Here is a 24,886-nt window from a genome sequence, read left to right on the forward strand (position 1 = left end):
GCATGCCGGACCCGCAGCGCGGAGACGAGGATCCCGTTGTTGCGGTGCGAGGGCGGCGGGTTCAGCACCGGAGGGATCGCTTCTGAGGGTTCTACGTGACTGGCCATGGAACACGAGAGGTGCCCGAGGCCCGGGAGCGGGTCCCGGCTCGGGCACGGCGGTTGGGTGCGCGCGACCTCCGGCGGCGGAGGCGTGGGACACGGGGCTACGACCGCCTGGCGTCAGCTCTTGTTCTCGCCGAGAGCGGCCCGGAGCCAGTCCAGGGTGCCCGTCTCCAGCACCGCGTCGGCGAGCGACTGGCCGCTCTTGGTGACGATCCGGCCGCGGCTGTTGTCGATCCACCTCTGAGCGTTGGCATAGCCCTGGTCGCGGTACTCGATGCCCTGGATCATGCACTCCAGTTTGTCCGCGTCCCGCGCGCACCGCGCCTCCGCGGACTCCTTGGCCTCGTACTCGGCAACCAGTTCCTTGACCGCGTCGGCGAGGGCTGCGGGCATGCCGGCGACTTGGTCGGCGGCGATCGTCTCGGGGTCGGCTTCGCCCGCGGTGTACTTCTTGCCGAGGTGGTTGACGTCGCCGGTGCGGGTCTCGCCGGTGTCGTGCCAGACGGCGAGGAACGCGGCGCGGGCGGGGTCGGCGCCTTCGAGCTTCGCGATGACGGTTGCGATCAGGGCCGTGCGCCAGGAATGATCCGCGACCGACTCCGGGTCCTTGACTCCGGCCATCCACCAGCCGCTGCGCTTGGTGTTCTTGAGCGTCCCCGCCTCGTACAGGAAGCGCGCCACCGCGGTCAGTTCATCGGACACCGTCGGGCTCCTCTCACGCCTCGGCGAGGCGGATCGCGTACCGGATGCTCTCCAACTCCCGCCGTCCGCGCGGTGGAAGTCCACCGCTATCCAACATGATCGGGAGACGATCGCGTAGGGCGCGGGCCGCTGCTCCTGATCGCAGCAGGTTGGGGCGGACCTGGAGCAGCGACCACACGCTGTGGATGTTGAGGTCCACGTAGCCATGCTCGGGTGCGATGCCCTCGACGAGGTGAGCGAGGAGCCGGTATCCGGGCCACGGTCCGAGGGAGCCGTCCGCGATGAAGTCGTCCGACAACTGCGGCACGTTCGTCTCGCCGACCCAGTACGCCCAGTACGCGAGGTTTGCTGACTCGCCGGCGTCGTCGTCCTGGAGGGCGGTGTCGATGAAGTAGGCCATGCGGTCGCGGTCGCCCTGGCGGGCTGCGACGGCGGCGACGCTTCGGTTGTTGAGCCAGGCGGTGAGCCAGTCGCCCGGCCGTTCGGTTCGCTGTTGGTGGGCGAGCCAGTCAGCGGTGTCGGTCGCCTGGTCGTAGCTGGACAGGTAGAGGGACTGTCGCCGCAGCAGGAACTGTTCCGGCCCACGGGCTTGTTCCGCTGTGCGGCGCATCTGCTCGAAGAAGGTTCGGCGCTCGGCGGCGGTCAGTGCCGGGCCGGACGGTGCCGGTCCGCGGCGCGGCCGAGGCCGTGGAGGAAGATCGCGTACGGTGCGCGGCGGTACGCCGTTGAGCGGCCATGCCAGAACCTCGGCGAGTTCGCGCTGCATCACCATCGAGCCAAGGGCGGCGTCCTCGACGGGCGCGTCTCCGTCCAGGGCGGACGCGAGAAGGACGTCCGCCTCCAGAGCGCGTTCCAGCGCCTGGAGCAGGGCGGGAGAAGTGCCCATCTGCATCAGCCTTTGGCGTAAGCCGAGCATCTGCGCCACGGGTACGGCCGTCAAGGCTCGCCGTCCCGTCTCCCACCCGGCGATCGTGTCTGGGGAGACCTTGAGATGTTCGGCGGCCTCGTCCTGCGTGTATCCGTGCTGCTCGCGGATTACCCGCAGGACGTAGCCGCTGAGGAGGCCGGTTCGTGGCCGCTGGCCCTTTGCCGTACTGGCGGTCAGGGTTTGCCGAGCGCTTGGCCGCATGGGAATCCCAATCCCGGCGGTTTGCAAGAAACCACCCGTACTCGCAGTCACTTCAGGGTCACGAGCCGACTTTCTAAGGTCGTTGGTGTCCCTGAAACGAGCCTATTGGGAGGCCGCGACACATGGGCTCCGTTCTGCACCCTCACCACACGACGGTGTCAGCTGAGACAGCGCCAGCACTCAACGCGGAGGCCGAGCGGTGGCTGAGCTGGTCGTCGCCGAGTTGGCCTCCAACACCGTCCGGTTACCCGCGCGCTTCTGCGGCGCGTACGGCCCTCCCGGCGCATCGCCGACGGGGCCGTACGAGTGGCGGTACCGACACGAGCCACGTCATGCCGGTGCAGGCTTGGGTGGATCTTGTGCGGGTGGCTGACATGCCTCCCGCGGTCGGGGTCCTCGCTTCGGGCGCGGCGGCTCGGGGGGAGCGGCGCCGATGCATATGAGGCCGGACAGTCCGTGGGGCCAGTTCCTCTACGCCCTGGTCCTCGCCGTCCTCATGGGCGCTCTCCTGGCCGGTACCGGCCGCTGACCTCGTCGACCGGCTCCGGTCACTTCACCCTCGTCTCTGCACAGGAAGGTTCTCGATTGTGTTGCCTCCGGCACCGCCAGGTGTTGTCCCGTACATCGCCGGTTGGAGTGAGGAAAGGCTGCTGACGTGTCCGATCACTCGCCGCCGCATAGTCCCGGGAATCGGGTACGCGGATGAAACCCCGTACGACCGGGACAGTTTCGGCGTGCTCTGGGCCCGGTACGCCCTGCGGCCGAAGCGGCGCCGGGGCAGCCCGCAGCTGCGGAACGTCCATCCGTACCGGCAGCGTCGGGCGATGCTGAACATGATGTGCCAGGTCTGCTCCCGCATGCCGCCGGACCCGCACGGCCCGCATCTGTTTCTCCTGCGGGACAGCGTCGGCCCGATCCGGGAGGGAGAGCGGACGACGAGCCCGCCGGTGTGCGTGCCGTGCGCCGGGATCTCCATCCAGCTCTGCCGTGCCCTGCGGGGTGGGCGGTTCGTGGCGGCATGGGCGAGACGCGTGCCCGCTTGGGGAGTCGTCGGCCCCCTTCACCATCCCGTGACGCTCCAGCCCATCCCCGAATGCCACATGGAGCAGGTGAAGTACGGCTCGGAGTGGTCTCCCTGGGTCCGGGCCGCCCGCACCATGGTGGAACTCCGCGGAGTGACACCGGCGGACCTCGACCGCGAGTTCGCAGCCCTCGGCCACGACCGCCTGGAGGAGGAGTTCGCCCGCGTCGCACAGCTCACGGCCGTATGAAAACTCCGCCACCTGGGCCAGAACCGCTGGGGTCGGCCGCTCCACTCGTGCGGTTGGCCCAGGCGACTGCCGGCCGGGTGGACCGGACCCCAGTCGCCGCGGTCGGACTGACGCGCGACTCCGGCGCAGCAGCAGTCGGCGGTCGCCCGTCGGTACGCCCCTCAGGACCGCGAGGCCGAGCAGCGCGTACTCGTCGCCGGCGGGTGACCACGGCGACCGTGCCGTCCCCGTCCCGGGCCGCTCGCAGCGCGCCGGTGAGCAGGATGCGGGCCCGTTCCCGGGCGAGCGCCCGTCGGCGTACGACGAGTTGGCCGTCGCGTCCTTGAGCGGCCGGACCACGCCGGCGTGCACCGGCAACTCCGCGCGGACAGCTCCGTACGGTGAAAGTCCCGGTGTTCGGGTGGGGTTCACGCGATGGTGTGTTCATGTGTCGGGGGGTGGATGGGGGGTGGAGGGCGCGGGTAGGGCCCGGCCATGACGCAGCCCTTCGAACTCCCGCACTTCTACATGCCGTACCCCGCGCGGCTGAACCCGCATGTCGACGAGGCCCGTGCCCACTCGACCGCGTGGGCGCGCGAGATGGGCATGCTGGAGGGCTCCGGGGTCTGGGACCAGGCCGACCTGGAGGCGCACGACTACGGTCTGCTGTGCGCCTACACGCACCCCGACTGCGACGCCCCGGCCCTCTCGCTGATCACCGACTGGTACGTGTGGGTGTTCTTCTTCGACGACCACTTCCTGGAGAAGTACAAGCGCAGCCAGGACCGCGCCGCGGGCAAGGCCCACCTCGACCGGCTGCCACTGTTCATGCCGCTCGACGCGACGGCCCCGGTGCCGGAGCCGGAGAACCCCGTCGAGGCGGGCCTCGCCGACCTGTGGGCGCGCACGGTGCCGTCGATGTCGGCCGGCTGGCGCGCACGGTTCGCCGTCGCCACCGAGCACCTGCTCAACGAGTCCCTGTGGGAGCTGTCCAACATCAACGAGGGGCGGATCGCCAACCCCGTCGAGTACATCGAGATGCGCCGCAAGGTGGGCGGCGCCCCCTGGTCGGCGGGGCTCGTCGAGTACGCGACCGCGGAAGTACCCGCCGTCGCAGCGGGCTCACGGCCGCTGCGGGTGCTCATGGAGACCTTCGCCGACGCCGTACACCTGCGCAACGACCTGTTCTCCTACCAGCGCGAGGTGGAGGACGAGGGCGAGAACAGCAACGGCGTGCTCGTCCTGGAGACCTTCTTCGGGTGCACCACACAGGAGGCCGCCGACACCGTCAACGACATCCTCACCTCCCGCCTGCACCAGTTCGAGCACACCGCGCTCACCGAAGTGCCCGCGCTCGCCCTGGACAAGGGCCTCACCCCGGACCAGGTGGCGGCGGTGGCGGCCTACACCAAGGGCTTGCAGGACTGGCAGTCCGGCGGCCACGAATGGCACCTGCGCTCCAGCCGCTACATGAACGAGGGCGCCGCCGCCCGCTCCCCGTGGCAGGTGTCGGCCGGCCCCGGCCTCGGCGCGGCGGCGGACATCGGCGCGCTGCTCGCGTCCGCCGCGGCCGAACGGCTGCGCGCCTACTCCCACACGCCGTTCCAGAAGGTCGGCCCGTCCCTGCTGCCCGACTTCCACATGCCCTTCCAGGTGGAGCTGAGCCCCCACCTCGACGCCGCCCGCGGCCGGCTCACCGACTGGACGCACCGCATGGGCATGCTGGCCGAGGGCGTCTGGGACGAGGACCGGCTCGCCGCCTACGACCTCGCGCTGTGCGCCGCGGGACTCGACCCGGACGCCACCCCCGAGGCCCTTGACCTCGGCTCCGCCTGGCTGGCCTGGGGAACCTACGGCGACGACTACTACCCGCTGCTGTTCGGCCACCGCCGGGACCTGGCCGCCGCCCGGGTCACCACGGCGCGGCTGTCGGCGTGCATGCCCCTGGACGGCGCGCAGGCCCCCGCCCCGGTGAACGGACTGGAGCGCGGCCTGATCGACCTGTGGGCGCGCACGACGGCCGGCATGACCGCCGAACAGCGGCGCGCCGTGAAGGCGTCCGTCGACGTGATGACCGAGAGCTGGCTGTGGGAACTCGCCAACCAGGCGCAGAACCGCATCCCCGACCCGGTCGACTATTTGGAGATGCGGCGGGCCACCTTCGGAGCCGACCTCACCCTCAGCCTGTGCCGGATGGGCCAGGGCCCGGCGATTCCGCCGGAGGTCTACCGCAGCGGCCCGGTCCGCTCGATGGAGAACGCCGCCGTCGACTACGCGTGCCTCCTCAACGACGTCTTCTCGTACCAGAAGGAGATCGAGTACGAGGGCGAGATCCACAACGCCGTCCTCGTCGTGCAGGACTTCTTCGGCGTCGACTACCCGGCCGCGCTGGGCGTCGTACACGATCTGATGACCCAGCGCATGGCGCAGTTCCAGCATGTCGTGGCGAACGAACTCCCCGTCGTGCGGGCGGACTTCGGCCTCTCGGACGAGGCCGGCCGGGCGCTCGACGGATACGTGGCCGACCTGCGGAACTGGCTGGCCGGCATCCTGAACTGGCACCGCGCGGTCGACCGGTACAAGTCCGGCTATCTGGCCCGCCGCGCCCACCGCTTCCTGCCCGATCGGCCACCGGCCCCCGCGCTGCCCGTCGGCTGAGGCCCGCCACCGCCCGGCGCGCACGGTCCCGCGCGTGCGCGGCGGCGGCGCGCGCAGCCGCCGAACAGCTCCGGTGGCGTAGAGGGGCACGCCCCGCGGAGCCGCCGCGGCCCTGACACGCCGGCTGTCCGGCACGGACCGGCCCTCGCGGCCCTTCCGCGCTCGCCACTCCGGCAGTCTCACTCGTTCGTGGCTCGTCGGGTCCGGGCCCGCCGGGTAGAGCATCTGCCGGAGGCGATCCATGGAACAGACTGCGTTGCGTACCACGTCAGTGCCCGGTCAGCAGCGGCCGGCCCGACCCAGGCCCGGTTCAGGCCCGCGCCCGCACGCCGCGCGACGACGCGGCAGGCGGCTCAGAGCCATGCTGTTCGGACTGTTCGCCGGCACGGTGCTGGTGCTGTCCGGCGTCGGACTCGGCGCGGTCGGCGCCACCGCGGTCGGCACCGGCAAGCTGGCCCAGCTCCAGCGGCAGGCGCCGCACCCGCACCCGCACGCGTCGTCGACCCCGGCCACCCCCGCCACCGCCCCGGGGTCCAGCGCACCGGCCGGCGCGACCCTCGGGGTCGAGGCCGTGGACGCCGAGCAGGCGGGCGCGCAGATCATCGCCGTCCACGACCCAGGCCCCGGCCACGTGGCGGGCCTGGCACGCGGCGACGTGATCCTCCAGTTCGGGCAGAGCCGCATCGGCACGGCCGCCGACCTCGCCCGGGCCGTCTCCCGCGCCCGCCCGGGGGAGCAGGTCACCCTCGGCGTGCGCCACCACAGCGGCGGCTACCAGCAGATGACCGCCGTACCCGGTGTCGTCACCTGACCCCCGTGAGCGGCGGGTCTGCGGCAGCGGTGTGCCGACCGCCGCCGGGACACCGCCGTCACCGCGACGCGAGCCGGTAACGGCTCGCGTCGCCCTCCGGGTCCGGGCAGGATGCTTCCCGTGGTTGTCCACCCTGCCCGCGCACGTGTCCCCGGAGGCCCCGATGTCCGGTAGCCAGCCCGCTCCCTTCACCGCCGACGACTACCGGGCCCGCATGGAACGCGCGGCGCGCTCCGCGGCCGACGCGGGACTCGCCGGACTGCTGGTGGCGCCGGGCCCCGACCTGGTGTGGCTCACCGGCTACGCGCCCACCGCCGTCACGGAACGGCTCACCCTGCTGGTGCTGGCCCAGGGCCGCGACCCGGTGCTCGTCGTGCCCGCCCTGGAGGCCCCGGACGCCCGGCGGGCGGCCGGCGCGCCCGCGCTGACCCTGCGCGACTGGAGGGACGGCGTGGACCCCTATGCCGTGGCCGGTGACCTGCTCGCCCCGAGCGGCCGGTTCGGCGTCAGCGACAACGCCTGGGCGATGCACCTGCTCGGCCTGCAGAAGACGCTGCCCGGCGCCTCCTACGCCGCCCTCACCGACGCCCTGCCGATGCTCCGCGCCGTCAAGGACGCCGCGGAGCTGGAGCTGCTGGCGGCGGCGGGAGCGGCGGCCGACGCGGCGTTCGAGGAGATCCGCACGGCACCCTTCGCCGGCCGCCGCGAGTCCGAGGTGGGCCGCGACCTCGCCGACCTGCTGCGGCGTTTCGGGCACTCCCAGGTCGACTTCACCATCGTCGGCTCGGGACCGAACGGCGCCGACCCGCACCACGAGGTCGGCGACCGCGTCATCCGCCGCGGCGACATGGTCGTCCTCGACTTCGGCGGCCTGAAGGACGGCTACGGCTCCGACACCACGCGCACGGTCCACGTGGGGGAGCCCACCGACGAGGAACGCGCGGTCCACGACATCGTGCGCGCCGCCCAGGAGGCGGGCTTTCGCGCGGTGCGGCCCGGCGTCGCCTGCCAGGAGATCGACCGCGCGGCCCGCGCGGTGATCGAGGACGCCGGGTACGGCGAGTACTTCATCCACCGCACCGGGCACGGCATCGGCGTCACCACGCACGAGCCGCCGTACATGATCGAGGGCGAGGAGCAGCCCCTCGTGCCCGGCATGTGCTTCTCCGTGGAACCCGGCATCTACCTGCCCGGCCGGTTCGGCGTGCGCATCGAGGACATCGTCACCGTGACCGCGGACGGCGGGCGCCGGCTCAACGACACCACCCGCGAGATGGTCATAGTGGAGTGAGGGCACCGCCCCCGCGAGCAGGAGAGAGATCCCCTCGACGACACGACGAGACCCGGACGACAACGGCGCGATCATGACCCAGGCACCGACCCCCAGCACGGACACCGTCCGCCGGCTGATCCGCGCGCTCGTCCAGGAGGGCGCGGCCGACGCCGCCGGGCCCGAGGTGCGGCCCGTCGCCGAGGGCGGCGAGCACGCCACGTGGTGGGTCGGCAGTGGCTATGTGCTGCGGCTCGCCCCCGACCGGGACGCCTCCGCCCGGCAGCGGCGCGAGCTGCGCGTGCGCGACCTCGTACGCCCGCACCTGCCGGTCGGCGTCCCGGTCAGCGTGGCGCACGGCGAGTGGGCGCCGGGACTGACGTACACCCTCGACACCCGACTGCCCGGCGGCTTCGCGGAGGACCGCGACGTGTCCGCCCTCGGCGAGGCCGACCTCGCCGGGCTGCTCGCCGGCCTGCGCGAGGTGCCTGTGCGGCAGGCCCAGAACCTCGGTGTGCCGCGCGCCGCGCCGCGCTCGCTGGAAGCGCTGCGCCGGATGGCGGTGCCCGCCGCCGAACGCCTCGGCGCGGCCGACGAGTTCGATCCCGTGCTGCTGCGGCAGCTCACCCGGGCCGGCGCGGCGCAGCTCACCGCACAGTCCGGCACCGCCGTCCTCGTCCACCACGACCTCAAGGGCGAGCACCTGGTGGTGAGCGACGACGGGCGGGTGCGCGGTGTCCTCGACTGGACCGACACGGTCGTCGGCGACCCCGCGGAGGACATCGCAGGGCTCGCGATCGCCGTCGGCTCCGGCGCGGCCGTGCGCGCCGCCACCCTGGCCGCCTACGGCGCCCGGCCCTGCCTGCGCGGACTGTGGCTCGCCCGGTGCGACACCGTGCTGCGCCTCGCGGACCGCCTCGACGGCCGTGACGTGAGCCCCCTGCCGCTGCTGCGGACCCAGCTGCGGCGGGCCTGGGAGGCGATCCTGCTGGAACGGGTCACCGAGTTCAGACCCGACAAACCGAACGAGCCCGGCTGAGCGCTTCGCTGGACATGCCGCGACATGCCGTCGGTTCACTGGACCTGCTCAGCCGCGTCGCCGTTCACGCGTCGTGGTCGGACACGCCGAACGCCTTGCGGTACGGCCTCTCGGCGACGATCCTCGGGTCATGGAATTCGCCGTCTTCATGACCTTGCCCGGACTGGTCATCCTGCTGACCGTCGTGGCCTTCGTGGATCAGCTGCTGCTGCGTGCCGGGCGGGCCGGCCTGCTGCCGTGGCGGAACAGCGTCCGGCAGGGCCAGATCTCGGCGACCGGTTTCGAACAGCTCCACGCCAGCTTCTCGCCGGGGAAGCAGAACGAGCTCAAGGAGCGGCAGTCGTCCCTGGTCATGCGGGACGACGAGGAGGACGGCGCGCCGCCGAACCGGACGACCGTAGACCTGGACGGCGGGCTCGCGGTCGTCCGCGTGCCACAGACCGACCGGTAGAAGGCCGCCCGGTACGCGGTGGCGCACTCCTGGCCGCCCGGCCGCCGCACAGACGGGCGGACCCGCGTCCCGCGGCGGAGTGTTCACACGGCTGTGAGCTGCGCGACGCGGGCGAACTCCTCCTCCAGGCGGTCGTGGCCGAGGGCGGCGAACTCGCGGTCGAGGTCCGCCGGTGTCACGTCATGGAGTTCCACCATGGTGCGGGCGGCCCGGACCCAGGGAGACCACTCCGAGCCGTACTTCACCTGCTCCATGTGGCATTCGGGGATGGGCTGGAGCGTCACGGGATGGTGAAGGGGGCCGACGACTCCCCACGCGGGCACGCGTCTCGCCCATGCCGCCACGAAGCGCCCACCGCGCAGGGCGTGGCAGAGCTGGATGGAGATCCCGGCGCACGGCACGCACACCGGCGGGCTCGTCGTCCGCTCTCCCTCCCGGATCGGGCCGACGCTGTCCCGCAGGAGAAACAGGTGCGGGCCGTGCGGGTCCGGCGGCATGCGGGAGCAGACCTGGCACATCATGTTCAGCATCGCCCGACGCTGCCGGTACGGATGGACGTTCCGCAGCTGCGGGCTGCCACGGCGCCGCTTCGGCCGCAGGGCGTACCGGGCCCAGAGCACGCCGAAACTGTCCCGGTCGTACGGCGTCTCATCCACGTACGCGATTCCCGGGACCATGCGGCGGCGGGTGATCGGACACGACAGCAGCCTTTCCTCACTCCATCCAGCGATGTACGGGACGATGCCTGGCGGTGCCGGAGGCAACACGATCGAGAACCTTCCTATGTCGAAGCAAGAACGAGGGCCCGGCACACCGCACGGCATGACGGGGCCAGTTGATCCGGGCCGGGGGCTCCCGCCGTCCACATCAACCCCTTACCGGTCGGTGGCCACGCCCCCGGACCGTCCCCACGGTCGCGTGGGTCTGCCGGTGACTCACCACACTTCCTTCTCCGGCGGCGCGTTCCTACTTCGTTCCATGAACGTTAGGTACGGAGTACGTCTACCGTGAGAAGCGTGCCTAACGTCCCAGGGGTACTTGTGAACGAAGCGCTGCGTCGTGCCATGCTTCAGGCGCGAATGACAGACCGTCAATTAGCCGAAAAGTGCGGCGTCGACATCAAGACGGTCGGCCGATGGATCACAGAGAGCGGGCGGGTACCCCGTGCCCGCCATCGGTGGGCTGTCTGCGAGGCACTCGGGGAGGACGAGGTGATGCTGTGGCCGGCCGCCACAAAGAAGGCGATCAAGGTCGGTCCCGACCGTGAGGTCGTTTCCGTCTATCCGTACCGGTCAAACTGCCCAGCTTCCCTATGGCGGTCGTTGATCGCCAAAGCCGGGCGAGAGCTGACCTTCGCCGGTTACACCAACTACTTCCTGTGGCTCGAACAGGCCCGGTTCGGCGCTGCGTTGCGACGCAAGGCCGCTCAGGGGTGTCGAATTCGGTTTCTGCTCGGTGACCCCGACAGTGATCTCACGCGGTCCCGCGAGCAAGACGAAGCCGTTGCGCTTACGCTCTCGACGCGTATCCGCGTGACACTGGCCGAGTTGGACAAGATCAGAAGCCAACCGGGCATCGCTGCACGGTTCAGCGACGGGCACGCGTACCTGTCCGTGTTCCGCTTCGATGACGACATGATCGTCACGCCATTGCTGACGCACAGCGTCGGCCACGATGCTCCTACGCTGCATCTGCGCCGTCATCAGGACGACGGCATGTTCGATCGCTTTGCCGCGCACGCCGAGGAACTGTGGAAGCGGGGCACCCCGGTATGGGAGGAGGAGGGGCATGAGTAGGCGCGACTACGAGGACGACCCGAACGCCCCGGCCGCGAACAGCTTGGTTCCGGCTGCTTCCGCCGTCGTCGTCGACGGCTCCGGGCGCATTCTGCTCCACCGTCGGCGCGACAACGGCATGTGGGCACTTCCCGGTGGCGCCATGGACATCGGTGAGTCGCTACCGGACTGCGCGATTCGGGAGACCCGCGAGGAAACCGGGCTTGACGTCGAGATCACCGGCATCGTCGGGACCTACACCAACCCCCGTCACGTCTTCGCCTACGATGACGGCGAGGTCCGGCAGGAGTTCTCCGTCTGCTTCCTGGCTCGGCCCGTGGCCGGGCAGTTGGCCGTGTCCGAGGAATCCACCGATGTCCGCTGGTTCGAGCCCGAGGCGGTTGACGCGCTCCCCATGGTCGCCGGCATCCGGAAGCGGGTGAACGACTGGCGCGATGGCACCATGCCCGCAGCCCGGTAGTCGGCGCTGTCCCGATGGTGGCCTGGTCGTGGGGGCCTTGCACCGCGACGACGGGATCGTCGTCTCCCGCTCCGCGAGTCCGGCGTGCGCTGACGGTCGGCCCCGCGCGCACGGCGGTTGTCGGCCGAGACCTCCGTGCGCGGATCGAGCCCTTCCCGGCGAGCCGACCCGCACTGCCCCGGGGCGCGATGCCCCGGTCCACCGACGCTGCGACGGTGGACCCGCGCAGCGAGTACGCGCTCGCCGTCCGGCTGGATCACCATGGATCCTCACGCTGCGTGACGCTGTCGTACCCGCCGTACTCGCGGACGATCGGGCCGCCCTCGCGCAAGCGGGGGTGGGCCCGGTGCCCCGCGGCGTGGTGTGTCAGCCCTGGGTCAGTACGGCGCAGGACTGGGCGGCAAGGTGCAGGATGCCGTCCGGGCCTGGGGGCCGGGTCGGGGTCCAGGCGGCCAGTACCTGGGCGCCGCGGGTGCCCAGCGGGATCGCCGCGGGGCCGGGCCCGAGGTTCACGGCGACCCGGACGTCACCGCGGCGGAAGGCGAGCCAGCGTGCCTCCTCGTCGTACGCCACCTTGGTGTCGGCGAGGTCGGGATCGGTGAGGTCCGGCTGGTCCCGGCGCAGCGCGATGAGCCGGCGGTACCAGGCCAGCACGCGCGCGTGGGGCTCGCGTTCCGGTTCCGACCAGTCCAGGCAGGAACGCTCGCGGGTCGCCGGGTCCTGCGGGTCGGGCACCTCGTCCTCGGCCCAGCCGTGCGCCGCGAACTCCCGTCGCCTGCCCCGCCGTACCGACTCCGCCAGCGCGGGATCGGTGTGGTCGGTGAAGAACTGCCACGGCGTGCCCGCTGCCCACTCCTCGCCCATGAACAGCATCGGCGTGAACGGCGCGGTCAGCGTCAGCGTGGCCGCGCAGGCCAGCAGGCCCGCGGGGAGGGCGGCCGACAGCCGGTCGCCCTGGGCCCGGTTGCCGACCTGGTCATGGGTCTGGGCGTAGCCGAGCAGCCGGTGCCCGGCCACGCGGGTGCGGTCCAGTGGCCGGCCGTGGTGCCGGCCCCGGAAGCTCGCATACGTGCCGTCGTGGAAGAAGCCACCCGTCAGGGTCTTGGCGAGGGCGGCGAACGGGGCCCGCGCGAAGTCGGCGTAGTAGCCCTGGGACTCGCCGGTCAGCGCGGTGTGCAGGGCGTGGTGGAAGTCGTCGTTCCACTGCGCGTGCACGCCGAGCCCGTGCTCCGCGCGCGGGGTGATGAGCCGCGGGTCGTTGCGGTCGGACTCGGCGATCAGGAACAGCGGCCGGCCCAGCTCGGCGGCGAGGCCGTCCACGGCCGCGGACAGCTCCTCCAGGAAGTGCAGCGCGCGCGTGTCCCGCAGCGCGTGCACCGCGTCCAGCCGCAGCCCGTCGATCCGGTAGTCGCGCAGCCAGGCCAGCGCGCTGCCCACCAGATAGCGGCGCACCTCGTCGGAGCCGGGAGCGTCGAGGTTCACGGCCGCGCCCCAGGGGGTGTGATGGGTCTCGGTGAAGTACGGACCGAACGCGGGGAGATGGTTGCCGGCCGGGCCCAGGTGGTTGTGCACGACGTCCAGGACCACGCCGAGCCCGAGTTCATGCGCCCGGTCGACGAACCGTTTCAGTGCCTCGGGGCCGCCGTACGGCTCGTGCACCGCCCACGGCGACACGCCCTCGTAACCCCAGCCGTGCCGCCCGGGGAAGGGGCACAGCGGCATCAACTCCACGTGGCTCACGCCCAGTTCCGCCAGATGTCCGAGCCGCCCGGCCGCCGCGTCCAGGGTGCCCTCCGGGGTGTACGTCCCCACGTGCAGCTCGTACAGCACGGCGCCCGGCAGCGCGCGGCCCGCCCACGGGGCTCGCCACGGGTACCGCGCGTGGTCCACGACGGCGCTCGGCCCGTCCGGTCCCTCCGGCTGGCGGCGGGAGCGGGGGTCGGGCAGCACCGGGCCGTCGTCCAGCGCGTACCCGTACCGCGCGCCGTCGTCCGCCGCCGCCTGGACCGACCACCACCCCGCCCGGTCCGGATCGCGTTCCAACGCGCGCGTTGCGCCCTCCACATGGAGCGTCACCCGGTCTGCCAGCGGTGCCCACACCTCGAACTGCACGGACGGTTCCCCTTCGTCTGCTCACCGTGATGTAGCCCGTCCATGGTGCCGTGGGCGGGGTGCATCCGCTTTTGAATCTTGGCTTTTCCAGGCGCATGTCGCCCGAAGTACGCGCGCGTGGCGGGCACTTTCCCCTCACCGGGGTCTCCTGGACACCCGGGGTTCACTGCCCGACAATCACCAGCGTGACGTCGTCCTTCGAGCACCACACGTATCCTGCGCGGCTGTCCGACGCCGAGCGCGACAAGGCGTTGAAGGTGCTCCGCGACGGTGTCGTCGCGGGCCGGCTGTCGCACGACACGTTCGTGCGCCGCATGGGACTGGCGCTCGCCGCGCGGCGGCCCGAAGAACTCGCCGTGCTCACCGCCGACCTGCCCCGGGAGGGTCGCCTCACCCGCGGCGTCCTCGGCGCCGTCGAAGCGGTCTCCGGGTTCACGGTACGGCTGCGCAGGGCCTGGCACGCGGAGCGGCTGCCCAAGCTGCTGCTGCCCCACCCGGCGGCCGGCCACCCGCTGCGCATCGGCCGTGATCCGGCCAACGGGCTGCGGCTGAACCATGAGACGGTCTCCCGGGTGCACGCCGAACTCAGCCGGCAGGGCGGCATGTGGGTGCTCAGGGATCTCGGCTCGACCAACGGTACGAGCGTGAACGGGCGCCGGGTGCTCGGCGCCGTCGTGGTCCGCGCGGGCGACCAGGTCTCATTCGGCCGGGTGGCCTTCCGGCTCACGTCGGGCTGAACGGGGCCCGGGCGGGGGCGGGCGCCCCGGGCTCCGGACGTCCTGAGCTTCACTCGCCCTGGGCTTCACATGCCCCGGCTCCAGACGTCCTGAACTTCACTCGCCTTGGGCTTCACATGCCCCGGCTTCACACGCCCCCGGCTTCACACGTCCCGGTCGCGTGCGTGGTGGGCCGCGGCCAGCACCGTGCGCGACTGGTGTTCCACCTGGTGCTCCAGGGGCACCCAGCGAGCGCGGAAACGTTTCGCGAAGGCGTCGCACCAGACCGCGACGAGCTGTTCAAGGCCGGGCGCGGCACGGTCGTCGGCGGCCCGGAGCACCCGCAGCAGCATGGCCGCGGCCCGCAGCGGCAGCCGCCGCCCGAACGCGTCGACGCTCCCGACGTACGCCATCGTCGTGTCGACCGGCGGTGTGTCGATCCAGTCCGCGGCCAGCCCCGGGATCAGCTCCAGCGCCCACCGGGCGGACCGCAGCAGCGGACCCCCGGCGCCGTCCAGCCGCGGCAGCGCCTCGGCCAGCACCCGCTCCACCTGGAGCGCGTCCCGCCGCAACCGGTGCGCCAGCCGGCGTATCGCCGCCGCCGGGGCGGGATGCGGCGCCGGGTCGTCCACCAGGTCGCTCGCCCACATCGGCACCTCCACCACGGCCGTCAGACCGCCGTACCGGTGCGCGTGGTACCAGGTGCTGCGCCGCGCGTCGTCCGGCATGCTCGGGTACGCGGCACCGGAGTCCGGTCCCGGCATCACCCGCACCCCGGGTCCCGAGGCGGGCCACCCGGCCGCGTCCGAGGCGCCCGTCTCCACCGGTATGCGCAACTCCGCGGCCGACTTCGCGAACGGCTCGGCGAGCCCGGGTACGTCCCTGGTCAACTGCACCCAGCTGCCGCCCAGATCGGTGCCGTGCAACGTCACCTGGAGGTAGGGCCGCAACTCGTCGATCACCCCGGTCAGGGTCCGGGTCTCGGGCGGCAGCCGGTCCGGCGGCAGCGCCGCGGGCGACCACTCCGGCTGCTCGGGCCCGGCGGGGCGGTAGAAGCCGAGGTGGTAGTCGAGCAGGCTGCGCGGCGCGGGCGCCACATGCAGACTGGCCCCGTCGGGGTCCGCGCACAGCAGGAAGTGCCAGGAGGTGGTGGACCGCAACTCCCGCTCGTGCAGCACCCGTTCGGCGAGGGCGAGGAGGGTGGAGCCACCGGTCGGCTCGTTGGCGTGGGCACCCGCCACCACCAGGACGGCACGTCGGGCATGCCCCACGGACAGCAGGTGCAGGGGTCTGCCCGCGCTGGAGACACCCACCTGTCGCAGCGCGCACAGGCCGGGCCGCTCCCTGGCCAACGTCCGTGCGACCGCGGTGAGTTCGGAAACGCTGGGGTAATGCAGCTCCGGCAGCAGACCCACCCCCGACTTGTCCGCCTGACTTCGCCATCCCCAGTGCCGCACGCCGGGAAGCAACTGTCAAGCAGGGCGCTGCGGAGCCACCGAGTCCGCGGTCGCCACCGCCGGCGCGGCTGCCGCACCAGGCGTGCCCCACCCGACGGGCCGCACCACCCGGCCGCCCGCCCTGAACGCGCTGCCCCGTGGAACGCCTGGCCCTGAACGCGCCCCCTGCCGAACGCGCCGCCTGGCACTGAACGCGCCGCTCGCCGTGTCGCACAGGACCACCGCACGGGGCCCGCGCCGAGGGGCCGACCCCGAGGCGAGGCTGCCCGGCCGACTGGGAGCACCCGTGTCTTCCCGTTGTCGGCGCTCGGGTCAGCCCGTCGCCGCGGCTCGCTCCAGCAGGGCCACCGGGCGGGGGGCGAACAGTTCGGTCACGCGCGCGTGGTGCTCGAACGTGCGCTCCGGGTCCAGTACGTCCACCCAGCGGCCCGGCGGGAGCGCGAGCCGCGTGTCGCGCCAGCCGCCCGCCTCCGCGAGCCGCAGCGACAGCCGCGTCACCGCGGTCACCACCTCCCCGGACCGCGCGAACGCCAGACAGTGCGCCGCGGCCGGGCCCTCCGCGGTCAGCGGCGCGTACGTCCCGGCCGCCCCGAAGACGTCCGGCCGACGTGCGCGCAGCCGCAGCGCCGCCGCCGTCACCGCGGCCTTCTCCCCGGACCGCCCCGGCTCCGGCGCCACCCCCGACCCGCCGACTGCCCCGGACCCGCCGACTGCCTCGGATCCGCCGGTCGCCCCGGATCCGTCGGCCGTCCCGGATCCGTCGGCCGCCTCGGGCGGGAACCGCACCGGTCGCCGGTTGTCCGGGTCCACCAGCGCCCGGTACTCGTCCTGCGTGCCCTGGTACAGGTCCGGCACCCCGGGCATCGTCAGATGGACCAGGGCGGCGCCGAGGACGTTGGCCCGTACGTGCGCCGCCAGCGCGTCCCGGAAGGCGGCCACGCGCTCGCCGGGCGGCCCGCACGGCCCGGCCGCGACGAACTCCGTGACCGCCTCCTCGTACGCCGTCTCCCGCTCCGTCCAGCTCGTGTGCAGGCCCGCCTCGCGCGCGTGCTTCAGCAGGGCCCGCACGACCCGCTCCGGGTCCGCCGGGCCCAGCCCGAACACCGTCTGCCAGGTCGCCCAGGCGAGCTGCGCGTCCGGCGCGACCGCGCCGTCGCGACTCACTTCGGCGAGGACGTCCGCCCAGCGCGAGGGGCACTCGGTGAGCACGGCCAGCGCGGCGCGCACGTCGGCGCTGCGCTTGGTGTCGTGGGTCGACAGCACGGTCCCGGTGCCCGGCCAGTCGCGCTGCACGCGCGCGCAGTGCGCGTGGAAGTCCTGCGGGGACACGGCCGGGCTGCCCGGGTCGCCGCCGACCTCGGTCGCGGACAGCAGCGGCACGTACCGGTAGAACGCGGTGTCCTCCACGGACTTGGCGCGCAGCGCCGACGCGGTCTGCGCGAACCGCGTCCGGAACTCCGCGAGGGCCGGTCCTGCACCGGGCGTGCCGTCCCCGTCCGGCCCCAGCAGCAGACCGCGTACGACGTCCACCGCCTCGCCCTCCTCGGGCACGGCGAAGGCCCGCCGGGCCTCGGCGGCGGCATCCTCGGTGATCACGCGGGCCGCGTCTTCGCAGGCGTACGGCCGGTACACCCGCAGCCGGACCAGCAGCTCCCGCAGCGCGGTGCGCAGCGCCCAGGGCGCGCGGTCGCGCAGGGCGGGGTCCGGCGAGGCGGCGCACAGCCGGCTCACCACCCGGGTCAGCCGGTCCGCCTCGGCGGCCAGCTCATGGGTGAGCACCTGGTGGGCGGCCCGCCGCACCGTGGCCTCCCAGTCGCCGCCCCGGTCCGCGTGCGGCGCCGCGAGGCGCCGGTAGTGGCCGAGCAGTTCCCGCGCGCCCGCCGGGTCCGTGAACACGCCGTCGATGTGCCGGAGGGCGTCGTAGCCGGTGGTGCCGGCGACGGGCCAGGCGGCGGGCAGGCGCTCCCCGTCGGCCAGGATCTTCTCGACGACGGTCCAGTGCCCGCCGGTCGCCTCGTGCAGCCGCCGCAGATAGCCGTCGGGGTCGGCGAGGCCGTCGGGGTGGTCGACGCGCAGCCCGTCGACCACGCCCTCGCGCAGCAGCTGGAGGATCTTCGCATGGGTGGCCGCGAACACCTCCGGGTCCTCCACTCGTACGCCGATGAGTTCGGAGATGCTGAAGAAGCGCCGGTAGTTGAGTTCCGTACGGGCCAGCCGCCACCACACCGGCCGGTACCACTGGGCGTCCAGCAGCAGCGGCAGCGGCAGGTCTTCCGTGCCCTCGCGCAGCGGGAAGGCGTGGTCGTGGTAGCGCAGCACGTCGCCGTCGACCACCAGGTGCTCGGCCTCAGCGCCCAGCGGACCGCCGAGGACCGGCAGCAGCAGCTGTCCGCCCTGCGCCTCCCAGTCGATGTCGAACCAGCGCGCGTACGGCGACTTGGGGCCTTTGCGCAGCACCTCCCACAGGGCGCGGTTGTGCCGCGGGGCCATCGCCATGTGGTTGGGCACGATGTCCACCACGAGCCCGAGCCCGTGCTCCCGCGCGGTGCGCGCGAGTGCCCGCAGGCCCCGCTCACCGCCCAGCTCGTCCCGTACGCGCGCGTGGTCCACCACGTCGTAGCCGTGCGTGGAGCCCGGCACGGCCTCAAGGACGGGGGACAGATGCAGGTGCGACACGCCGAGCGAGGCCAGATGGGGCACGGCGGTCTCGGCCGCCGCGAACGGGAAATCGGGCTGCACCTGGAGCCGGTAGGTGGCCGTGGGCACCACCGGCCCGGGACGCTCGTCTGCCGTGCGGACATCCGTCATGCAGACCTATGTACCCGTCCCACCCCTTTTCGTGTCACGGCCCCCCAACCCGCACCCACGCGCGCGTGGAGCCTTCGGCCTGCGGCGCCAGGTCGGGCGGGGCGTCCGCACGCACCCGCGCGCGGTCGGTGCCCGGTCAGGCCGGGCGTTGCAGCACCGTGAGGCTGCGGTCCGGGAGGGTGAGGCGGGCGCCCGCGGCCACCTTCGGGCCGGGCTGCGGCGGTACGCCGTCCGGGTGGGAGGTGTCGACGATGATCTGCCACTGCCGGCCGTGATCGACCGGCACCACGAAGTCCAGGGTGCGCGGTGAGGCGTTGAACATCAGCAGGAAGGAGTCGTCGGCGATGCGCTCCCCGCGCGGGCCCGGCTCGGAGATCGCGTTGCCGTTGAGGAACACCGTCAGCGCCGAAGCCTGTGCGAAGTCCCAGTCCTTCTGGGTCATCTCGCGGCCCTCGGGGGTGAACCAGGCGATGTCGGACAGGTCGTCGTGGGTGCCCTCGACCGGCCGGCCGTGGAAGAAGCGGCGCCTGCGGAAGACCGGGTGGTCCTTGCGCAGCCACACCATCGTCCGCATGAAGTCGAGCAGTTCGTGGCCGTCCTCGGGCCAGTGCACCCAGGACAGGTCGTTGTCCTGGCAGTAGGCGTTGTTGTTGCCGCGCTGCGTGCGCGCGAACTCGTCGCCGTGGCTGATCATCGGCACGCCCTGGGACAGCATCAGGGTGGCCGTGAAGTTGCGCATCTGGCGGGCCCGCAGTTCCCGCACGCCCGGGTCGTCGCTCTCGCCCTCCACCCCGCAGTTCCAGGACCGGTTGTGGCTCTCGCCGTCCCGGTTGTCCTCGCCGTTGGCCTCGTTGTGCTTGTGCTCGTACGACACCAGGTCGCGCAGCGTGAAACCGTCGTGGCAGGTCACGAAGTTGATCGAGGCGAGCGGGCGCCGTCCGTCGTCCTGGTACAGGTCGGACGACCCGGTCAGCCGGGAGGCGAACTCGGCGAGCGCGCGCGGCTCGCCCCGCCACAGGTCCCGCACGGTGTCGCGGTACTTGCCGTTCCACTCGGTCCACAGCGGCGGGAAGTTGCCCACCTGGTAGCCGCCCTCGCCCACGTCCCACGGCTCGGCGATCAGCTTCACCTGGGAGACCACCGGGTCCTGCTGGACCAGGTCGAAGAACGACGACAGCCGGTCCACCTCGTGGAACTGGCGCGCCAGGGTGGCCGCGAGATCGAACCGGAAGCCGTCCACGTGCATCTCGGTGACCCAGTACCGCAGCGAGTCCATGATCATCTGAAGGACGTGCGGGGACCGCATGAGCAGCGAGTTCCCGGTGCCGGTGGTGTCCGTGTAGTAGCGCGGGTCCTCGGCGAGACGGTAGTAGCTCGGGTTGTCGATGCCCCGGAAGGACAGCGTCGGACCCAGGTGATCGCCCTCCGCCGTGTGGTTGTAGACCACGTCGAGGACGACCTCGATCCCGGCCTCGTGCAGCGCGCGGACCGCCGACTTGAACTCCAGGACCTGCTGTCCCCGGTCGCCCCAGGAGGCGTACGCGTTGTGCGGGGCGAAGAAGCCGATCGTGTTGTAGCCCCAGTAGTTGCTCAGGCCCAGGTCGGCCAGGCGGTGGTCGTCGACGAACTGGTGCACCGGCATCAGCTCAAGGGCCGTCACCCCGAGCCCCGTCAGATGGTCGATCACCGCCGGGTGCGCGAGCCCCGCGTAGGTGCCGCGCAGTTCCTCGGGCAGCGCCGGGTGCCGTATGGTCAGGCCCTTGACATGGGCCTCGTAGATCACCGTGTGGTGGTACTCGGTGCGCGGCCTGCGGTCGTCGCCCCAGTCGAAGTACGGGTTGACCACCACGGACGTCATGGTGTGCGGTGCCGAGTCCAGGTCGTTGCGCTCGTCCGGCGCGCCGAAGTGGTAGCCGTAGACCTCCTCGCCCCAGTCGACGCTGCCGCTGACCGCCTTGGCGTACGGGTCGAGCAGCAGCTTCGCCGAGTTGCAGCGCAGCCCGCGCCCCGGGTCGTACGGTCCGTGCACCCGGAACCCGTACCGCTTCCCCGGCATCACGCCGGGCAGATACGCGTGCCGCACGAACGCGTCGCGCTCGCGCAGTTCCACCGCCGTCTCCGAGCCGTCGTCGTGCAGCAGACACAGCTCCACTCGGTCCGCGGCCTCGGTGAAGACCGCGAAATTGGTCCCGGCGCCGTCGTAGGTGGCGCCGAGCGGATATGCCTCTCCAGGCCAGACCTGCATGGATACGACTCTCGCAGGTGTGCCGTGCCGCCGGGGCCGCCTTGGCCCCGAGTCGCGGCACAAAGTGAGGGAACCCGCCGCCACTTGGCCCCCTCTTACCGGGCGACCAAGGCACATGAGCGACGCATGTGACGCCGTGTGCGAAACCAGTGGGGCAGACATGTACTCCCATGACCACAGGGGGAGTTGGGGGAAGAAGTGCGCGAGACAGTGCACAGACATCTGGGCAAGGTGGTGGCCGGCGCGGCCATAGCCGTGGCGGCGACCGCCGTGATGATCGGGATCACCCTGCCGGGCACGGCGGGAGCCCAGGGGACGGGGAACGGCGCGGCCGGCGACCGGACCACGGGGCAGGCCGCGCCCGGGCAGACCGCGCCCGGGCAGGACGGGGCGGTCGCGCCGGGCGTGGTCGAGCAGGCGCCCGCGCAGGGCGCGCGGGGCAGGGGAGGCGACCCGCTCACCGACGACGAGATCGCCCGGGTCGAACGGATCGCCCTGGACCGGCAGCACTTCGGCGCCGCGCAGGACGTCGAGGGCGAGCGCGGCCCGCAGCGCCTCACCGTCGACCTCGCCGACCCGGACGCCGACGAGGCCGACGACCCGGCCGCGCCGCGCCGCGCGGACGTGACGTACTACGACTACCGGGACGACACCCTCGTCACCAGGACTGTCGACCTGGACGCCGGGAAGGTGGTGCGCACCGGCGTCCAGCACGGCGTCCAGCCGCCGCTGAGCCGTGCCGAGAACGCCGAGGCGGCCCGGCTGCTGATCGCCGACCCGCTGGGCGCGGGCCTGCGCGCCGACTACCGCGACGCCACCGGCCGGGACCTCACCTCCCCGGACCAGCTGCTGCTCAACGGGGCGGTCTACCGTGCCGCGCCGGGTGCCCAGCCCGCGGCCCTGGACCGGTGCGGCGAGCACCGCTGCGTACGGCTGTTCCCGAAGGTCGTCAACGGGCCCTGGATCGACGCCCGTCACCTGGTGGTCGACCTGAGCGCGCGCAAGGTCGCCGCGCTCGACCGCGGCTGAGCCGCGGCCCGCCCGGCGCTTCGGACGCCTCCGTGAATCCCGGTACCTCCTGAATCCCGGTACCTCCCGCACTTTCCTGCAAGGGAGTCATTCCTTCATGCGTGTGAACAGAATCAGCCGTGCCCGCACACGGGCGGCCGTCGGACTGTCCGTGGCCGCGCTGGCCGCCGGCGCCACCACCGGCACGGGCCCGGCCGCCGCCCAGCCGCGCGCCGCGGCGCCGGCCGCGGCCGAGTGCAGCGCCGCCTACCGCATCGAGCAGAAACTCGCCGGCGGCACCACCTGGCGGATGTGCTGGCGCTACGACAGCAAGGCCGGGCTGGTCCTCGACGACGTCTCCTACCAGCCCAAGGGCGAGACCAAGCCGATCAAGGTGCTGAACAGCGCCCGGCTGGGACAGATCCACGTCCCCTACGACGACGGCAGCGTCGAGTACGACGACCTGACCGGCTTCGGCTTCGCGCAGGGCCTGATGAACCTGGCGCCGGGCGAATGCCCCGGCGGCACCATCAAGACCGTCAAGGTGCCGGACGCCTGGGACCCGCGGCACCCGGACGTCAAGGGCCTGTGCACCACCACCCGCACCCGCGGCCACGCCTACCGGATGCAGGGCGACAGCGCGACCAAGGTCTACCAGGCCCAGGGCAAGGACCTGCTGGTCTACACCGTCAACCAGGTCGGCTGGTACGAGTACATCTCCGAGTGGCGCTTCCAGGACGACGGCACGATCACCATGAACGTCGGCGCGACCGGCAGCCTCTCCTACGAGGACTACGACGCGGGCGACGGCCGCGGCTGGCCGATCGGCAAGGGCGCCAAGGCATACGCCACCAGCCACAGCCACAACGTCTTCTGGCGGCTGGACTTCGGCCTCGACGGCTCGTCCAAGACGAAGATCGAGCAGTACGACTCGACCGTCACCGCCCCGGCCCGCGGCCAGGAGGCCCCGACCGCGAAGACCACCCGCACCCAGGTCACCAAGGAACTCGCCGGGGACCACAAGACCTACCGCTGGTGGCGGGTGGTCAGCGCCACCGGCAAGAACAAGGACGGGCACGCGCGTTCGTACGAGATCGTCCCCGGGGCCACGACCAGGTACCCCGGGCGCAGCTACACCCGGCACGACGTCTACTTCACCCAGTACAACAAGTGCGAGCAGTTCGCCAGCAACAACACCGGCAACTGCCCCGCCGGAGCGGGCAAGTCCGTCGACAAGTGGGTCAACGGCCAGACCCTCACCCACCCCGTGGTCTGGATGAACGTGGGCTTCCACCACATAGCGCGGGACGAGGACCAGCAGCCCATGCCCGTCCACTGGCAGGGGTTCTCCCTCGCGCCCCGGGACGTCACCGCCATGAATCCGCTCACCCCCGACCAGCTCTCCTGGCAGAACGGACACTGGCAGCCTCGCAGTTGAGCAACGACCCTGTCCATCCGGCTGCACCGCCGACCGCTCCCGGAGTACCCTTCCTTGATCGTTGGGACGGGGATGCCCGGGGGAAGCGGAAGGCGGTGCACGGGTGGGCTCGGGAGGGCTGGAGCTGCCCCCTGGTGACGAGAGTCACGAGGGGAACTCCACAGACGTCCCGCCCGGCGCGGTGTCCCTGGCCCGGCCGATGGACGCGGCGGGCTCCATCGGACCGGAGCTGGACTGGGACGCCGACGCCTGGCTTGAGGTGCGCACCCGGGCCCAGCGGGCCGGCCGGGCCTACATCTGGCTGAACCTGGTCGAACAGCGGCTGCGCGCGGTCGTGGCCGCCGTCCTGCGGCCCGTCTACGAACCGGTCCACGGCGACGACTGGGTGGTCGCGGCGGCCGGTCCCGCCGGGCAGGAGTGGGTGCAGCGCGCGGTCGCCGTGCGCGAGGTCAGCCGCCGCAAGGGCTATCTGCTCGACCCGGCCGACGACAACGTGCTCAGTTTCCTCACCCTGCCGCAGCTGCGCGAGCTGATGGTCCAGCACTGGCCGTGCTTCGAGCCCTACTTCGACGAGCGCCGTGACGTCGAACTCGCGCTGGACGAGCTGGAGGTCACCCGCAACGTCGTCTCGCGCAACCGCGCGCTGTCCGAGGCCGTCCTCGGCCAGGCCGAACGGGCCTCCGCCCGGCTGCTGGAGATGCTCGGCACGGGCGGTGACATGCCCTCGGCGCGGCGGCTGCCCGTCGACGCGGTGGAGGACCTGGTCGGCGACCGGTACGCGGACGTGGTCGCCGTGCACCCCGACCGGGTGCGGCTGCTGCGCCAGTTCCCCGCCGAGGACATCTTCGGCGGCGCCCGCCGCCTGGACGCCATCGGGATCGGCCTCAACCTGCTCGTGCAGAACTTCTCCGGGCGGCGCCTGGTGCGGATGGCCGAGTCCGGCGGGCGGGTCCGGCTGCTCTTCCTGAACCCGGCCTCCAGCGCGGTCAAGCGGCGGGAGCGCGAACTGGGCATGAAACGGGGCGAGCTGAGCCGGTCGGTGGAGATGAACATCCTGCACATGCGCCGGGTGCGGTCCCGGCTGCGCGACCCGGGCGCCTTCGAGATCCAGGTGTACGACGAGACGCCGCGCTTCACGGCCTATCTCGTGGACGGCGACGGCGCGGACGGCGTCGCGGTGGTGCAGTCCTATCTGCGCGGGGCGCGGGGGATGGAGTCGCCGGTGCTGGTGCTGCGCGGCGGCAGCCGCCTGGTCAAGCCGGACGACGTGGTCGAGGCCGGGCTCTTTCCGACCTATCGCGAGGAGTTCGAGCTGGCTTGGGCGGATTCGCGCCCGGTGTCCTGAACCGTCCCCGTGCACAAGCGGAACGCGGTCCTCGGATTGTCAGTGGCGCATGCGATCGTGAGAACCACTGGGGGAACGCACCATCAG

General features: G+C 72.3%; 19 protein-coding genes. 12 read left to right on the top strand and 7 right to left on the bottom strand.

The window, feature by feature from the left end:
- Positions 1-221 precede the first annotated feature (221 nt).
- Positions 222-806: an HD domain-containing protein gene (locus AC27LF_RS05160; protein WP_479659680.1), complete on the bottom strand. Its 585-nt coding sequence runs from the start codon at positions 804-806 to the stop codon at positions 222-224.
- 13 nt (positions 807-819) lie between these two features.
- Complete coding sequence (locus tag AC27LF_RS05165; RefSeq protein ID WP_479659679.1) at positions 820-1,935, bottom strand: helix-turn-helix transcriptional regulator; 1,116 nt, start codon at positions 1,933-1,935, stop codon at positions 820-822.
- 734 nt (positions 1,936-2,669) lie between these two features.
- Between AC27LF_RS05165 and AC27LF_RS05170 the strand changes: the two genes are divergently transcribed.
- From AC27LF_RS05170 to AC27LF_RS05195, 6 genes are all read left to right on the top strand, one after another.
- A complete protein-coding gene (locus AC27LF_RS05170) occupies positions 2,670-3,206 on the top strand; it encodes a hypothetical protein (RefSeq protein WP_479659678.1) in 537 nt (178 codons plus the stop codon).
- A 474-nt stretch (positions 3,207-3,680) separates the two neighbouring features.
- Positions 3,681-5,843 (top strand): germacradienol/geosmin synthase Cyc2, encoded by a 2,163-nt coding sequence (gene cyc2 / locus AC27LF_RS05175; RefSeq protein ID WP_479659677.1) that lies wholly within the window; start codon positions 3,681-3,683, stop codon positions 5,841-5,843.
- Positions 5,844-6,204: 361 nt separating this feature from the next.
- Positions 6,205-6,654: a PDZ domain-containing protein gene (locus tag AC27LF_RS05180; RefSeq protein WP_479659676.1), complete on the top strand. Its 450-nt coding sequence runs from the start codon at positions 6,205-6,207 to the stop codon at positions 6,652-6,654.
- Positions 6,655-6,817: 163 nt separating this feature from the next.
- Positions 6,818-7,945: an aminopeptidase P family protein gene (locus AC27LF_RS05185; RefSeq protein WP_479659675.1), complete on the top strand. Its 1,128-nt coding sequence runs from the start codon at positions 6,818-6,820 to the stop codon at positions 7,943-7,945.
- 73 nt (positions 7,946-8,018) lie between these two features.
- Positions 8,019-8,963: a phosphotransferase family protein gene (locus AC27LF_RS05190; protein WP_479659674.1), complete on the top strand. Its 945-nt coding sequence runs from the start codon at positions 8,019-8,021 to the stop codon at positions 8,961-8,963.
- 130 nt (positions 8,964-9,093) lie between these two features.
- Positions 9,094-9,414 (top strand): DUF6191 domain-containing protein, encoded by a 321-nt coding sequence (locus tag AC27LF_RS05195; protein WP_479659673.1) that lies wholly within the window; start codon positions 9,094-9,096, stop codon positions 9,412-9,414.
- Between the two features lie 83 nt (positions 9,415-9,497).
- Here AC27LF_RS05195 and AC27LF_RS05200 read toward each other — a convergent pair whose 3' ends face one another.
- Positions 9,498-10,070, bottom strand: a complete 573-nt coding sequence (locus tag AC27LF_RS05200; RefSeq protein WP_479659672.1) for a hypothetical protein — start codon at positions 10,068-10,070, stop codon at positions 9,498-9,500.
- 384 nt (positions 10,071-10,454) lie between these two features.
- Here AC27LF_RS05200 and AC27LF_RS05205 point away from each other — a divergent pair, with 384 nt between their 5' ends.
- Together AC27LF_RS05205 and AC27LF_RS05210 are read left to right on the top strand one after the other, a co-directional pair.
- Entirely contained in the window at positions 10,455-11,210 is a 756-nt protein-coding gene (locus AC27LF_RS05205; protein WP_479659671.1) for a DUF5919 domain-containing protein, read from the top strand.
- Complete coding sequence (locus AC27LF_RS05210) at positions 11,203-11,670, top strand: NUDIX hydrolase (RefSeq protein WP_479659670.1); 468 nt, start codon at positions 11,203-11,205, stop codon at positions 11,668-11,670. Before AC27LF_RS05205 ends, AC27LF_RS05210 begins: the two co-directional genes overlap by 8 nt.
- Before the next feature lie 366 nt (positions 11,671-12,036).
- On the opposite strand, the gene treZ is transcribed toward AC27LF_RS05210, so the two are convergent.
- The gene (treZ, locus tag AC27LF_RS05215; RefSeq protein WP_479659669.1) at positions 12,037-13,782 is read right to left on the bottom strand and encodes a malto-oligosyltrehalose trehalohydrolase; all 1,746 of its coding nucleotides are present in this window, start codon (positions 13,780-13,782) and stop codon (positions 12,037-12,039) included.
- A gap of 185 nt (positions 13,783-13,967) precedes the next feature.
- On the opposite strand from treZ, the gene AC27LF_RS05220 reads away from it, so the two are divergent.
- Positions 13,968-14,519 carry an FHA domain-containing protein gene (locus AC27LF_RS05220; protein ID WP_479659668.1) on the top strand — a complete coding sequence of 184 codons (552 nt, stop codon included), beginning with the start codon at positions 13,968-13,970 and terminating at the stop codon, positions 14,517-14,519.
- A gap of 143 nt (positions 14,520-14,662) precedes the next feature.
- Here AC27LF_RS05220 and AC27LF_RS05225 read toward each other — a convergent pair whose 3' ends face one another.
- The 3 genes from AC27LF_RS05225 to glgX form a co-directional block, all read right to left on the bottom strand.
- Positions 14,663-15,913, bottom strand: a complete 1,251-nt coding sequence (locus tag AC27LF_RS05225) for a M14 family zinc carboxypeptidase (RefSeq protein WP_479659667.1) — start codon at positions 15,911-15,913, stop codon at positions 14,663-14,665.
- Positions 15,914-16,267: 354 nt separating this feature from the next.
- Positions 16,268-18,763, bottom strand: a complete 2,496-nt coding sequence (gene treY / locus AC27LF_RS05230) for a malto-oligosyltrehalose synthase (protein ID WP_479659666.1) — start codon at positions 18,761-18,763, stop codon at positions 16,268-16,270.
- Between the two features lie 136 nt (positions 18,764-18,899).
- A complete protein-coding gene (gene glgX / locus AC27LF_RS05235; RefSeq protein WP_479659665.1) occupies positions 18,900-21,008 on the bottom strand; it encodes a glycogen debranching protein GlgX in 2,109 nt (702 codons plus the stop codon).
- 198 nt (positions 21,009-21,206) lie between these two features.
- Between glgX and AC27LF_RS05240 the strand changes: the two genes are divergently transcribed.
- The 3 genes from AC27LF_RS05240 to AC27LF_RS05250 all read left to right on the top strand — a co-directional run bounded on the left by AC27LF_RS05240 (position 21,207) and on the right by AC27LF_RS05250 (position 24,799).
- Positions 21,207-22,037, top strand: coding sequence for a Tat pathway signal sequence domain protein (locus tag AC27LF_RS05240; RefSeq protein WP_479659664.1), 831 nt, complete (start codon positions 21,207-21,209; stop codon positions 22,035-22,037).
- 97 nt (positions 22,038-22,134) lie between these two features.
- On the top strand, positions 22,135-23,454 hold the full coding sequence (locus tag AC27LF_RS05245) for a copper amine oxidase (protein ID WP_479659663.1): 1,320 nt from the start codon (positions 22,135-22,137) through the stop codon (positions 23,452-23,454).
- Between the two features lie 103 nt (positions 23,455-23,557).
- Positions 23,558-24,799, top strand: a complete 1,242-nt coding sequence (locus AC27LF_RS05250) for an SAV2148 family HEPN domain-containing protein (RefSeq protein WP_479659662.1) — start codon at positions 23,558-23,560, stop codon at positions 24,797-24,799.
- The last annotated feature ends 87 nt before the right edge of the window (positions 24,800-24,886 follow it).

It is taken from the genome of Streptomyces diversicolor, from assembly GCF_057537855.1.

Coding starts and splice junctions, on each gene's coding strand:
- AC27LF_RS05210 (WP_479659670.1), top strand. CDS start 11,203: ATGAGTAGGCGCGACTACGAGGACGACCCGAACGCCCCGGCCGCGAAC.
- treY (WP_479659666.1), bottom strand. CDS start 18,763: ATGACGGATGTCCGCACGGCAGACGAGCGTCCCGGGCCGGTGGTGCCC.
- AC27LF_RS05165 (WP_479659679.1), bottom strand. CDS start 1,935: ATGCGGCCAAGCGCTCGGCAAACCCTGACCGCCAGTACGGCAAAGGGC.
- AC27LF_RS05185 (WP_479659675.1), top strand. CDS start 6,818: ATGTCCGGTAGCCAGCCCGCTCCCTTCACCGCCGACGACTACCGGGCC.
- glgX (WP_479659665.1), bottom strand. CDS start 21,008: ATGCAGGTCTGGCCTGGAGAGGCATATCCGCTCGGCGCCACCTACGAC.
- cyc2 (WP_479659677.1), top strand. CDS start 3,681: ATGACGCAGCCCTTCGAACTCCCGCACTTCTACATGCCGTACCCCGCG.
- AC27LF_RS05190 (WP_479659674.1), top strand. CDS start 8,019: ATGACCCAGGCACCGACCCCCAGCACGGACACCGTCCGCCGGCTGATC.
- AC27LF_RS05195 (WP_479659673.1), top strand. CDS start 9,094: ATGGAATTCGCCGTCTTCATGACCTTGCCCGGACTGGTCATCCTGCTG.
- AC27LF_RS05245 (WP_479659663.1), top strand. CDS start 22,135: ATGCGTGTGAACAGAATCAGCCGTGCCCGCACACGGGCGGCCGTCGGA.
- AC27LF_RS05180 (WP_479659676.1), top strand. CDS start 6,205: ATGCTGTTCGGACTGTTCGCCGGCACGGTGCTGGTGCTGTCCGGCGTC.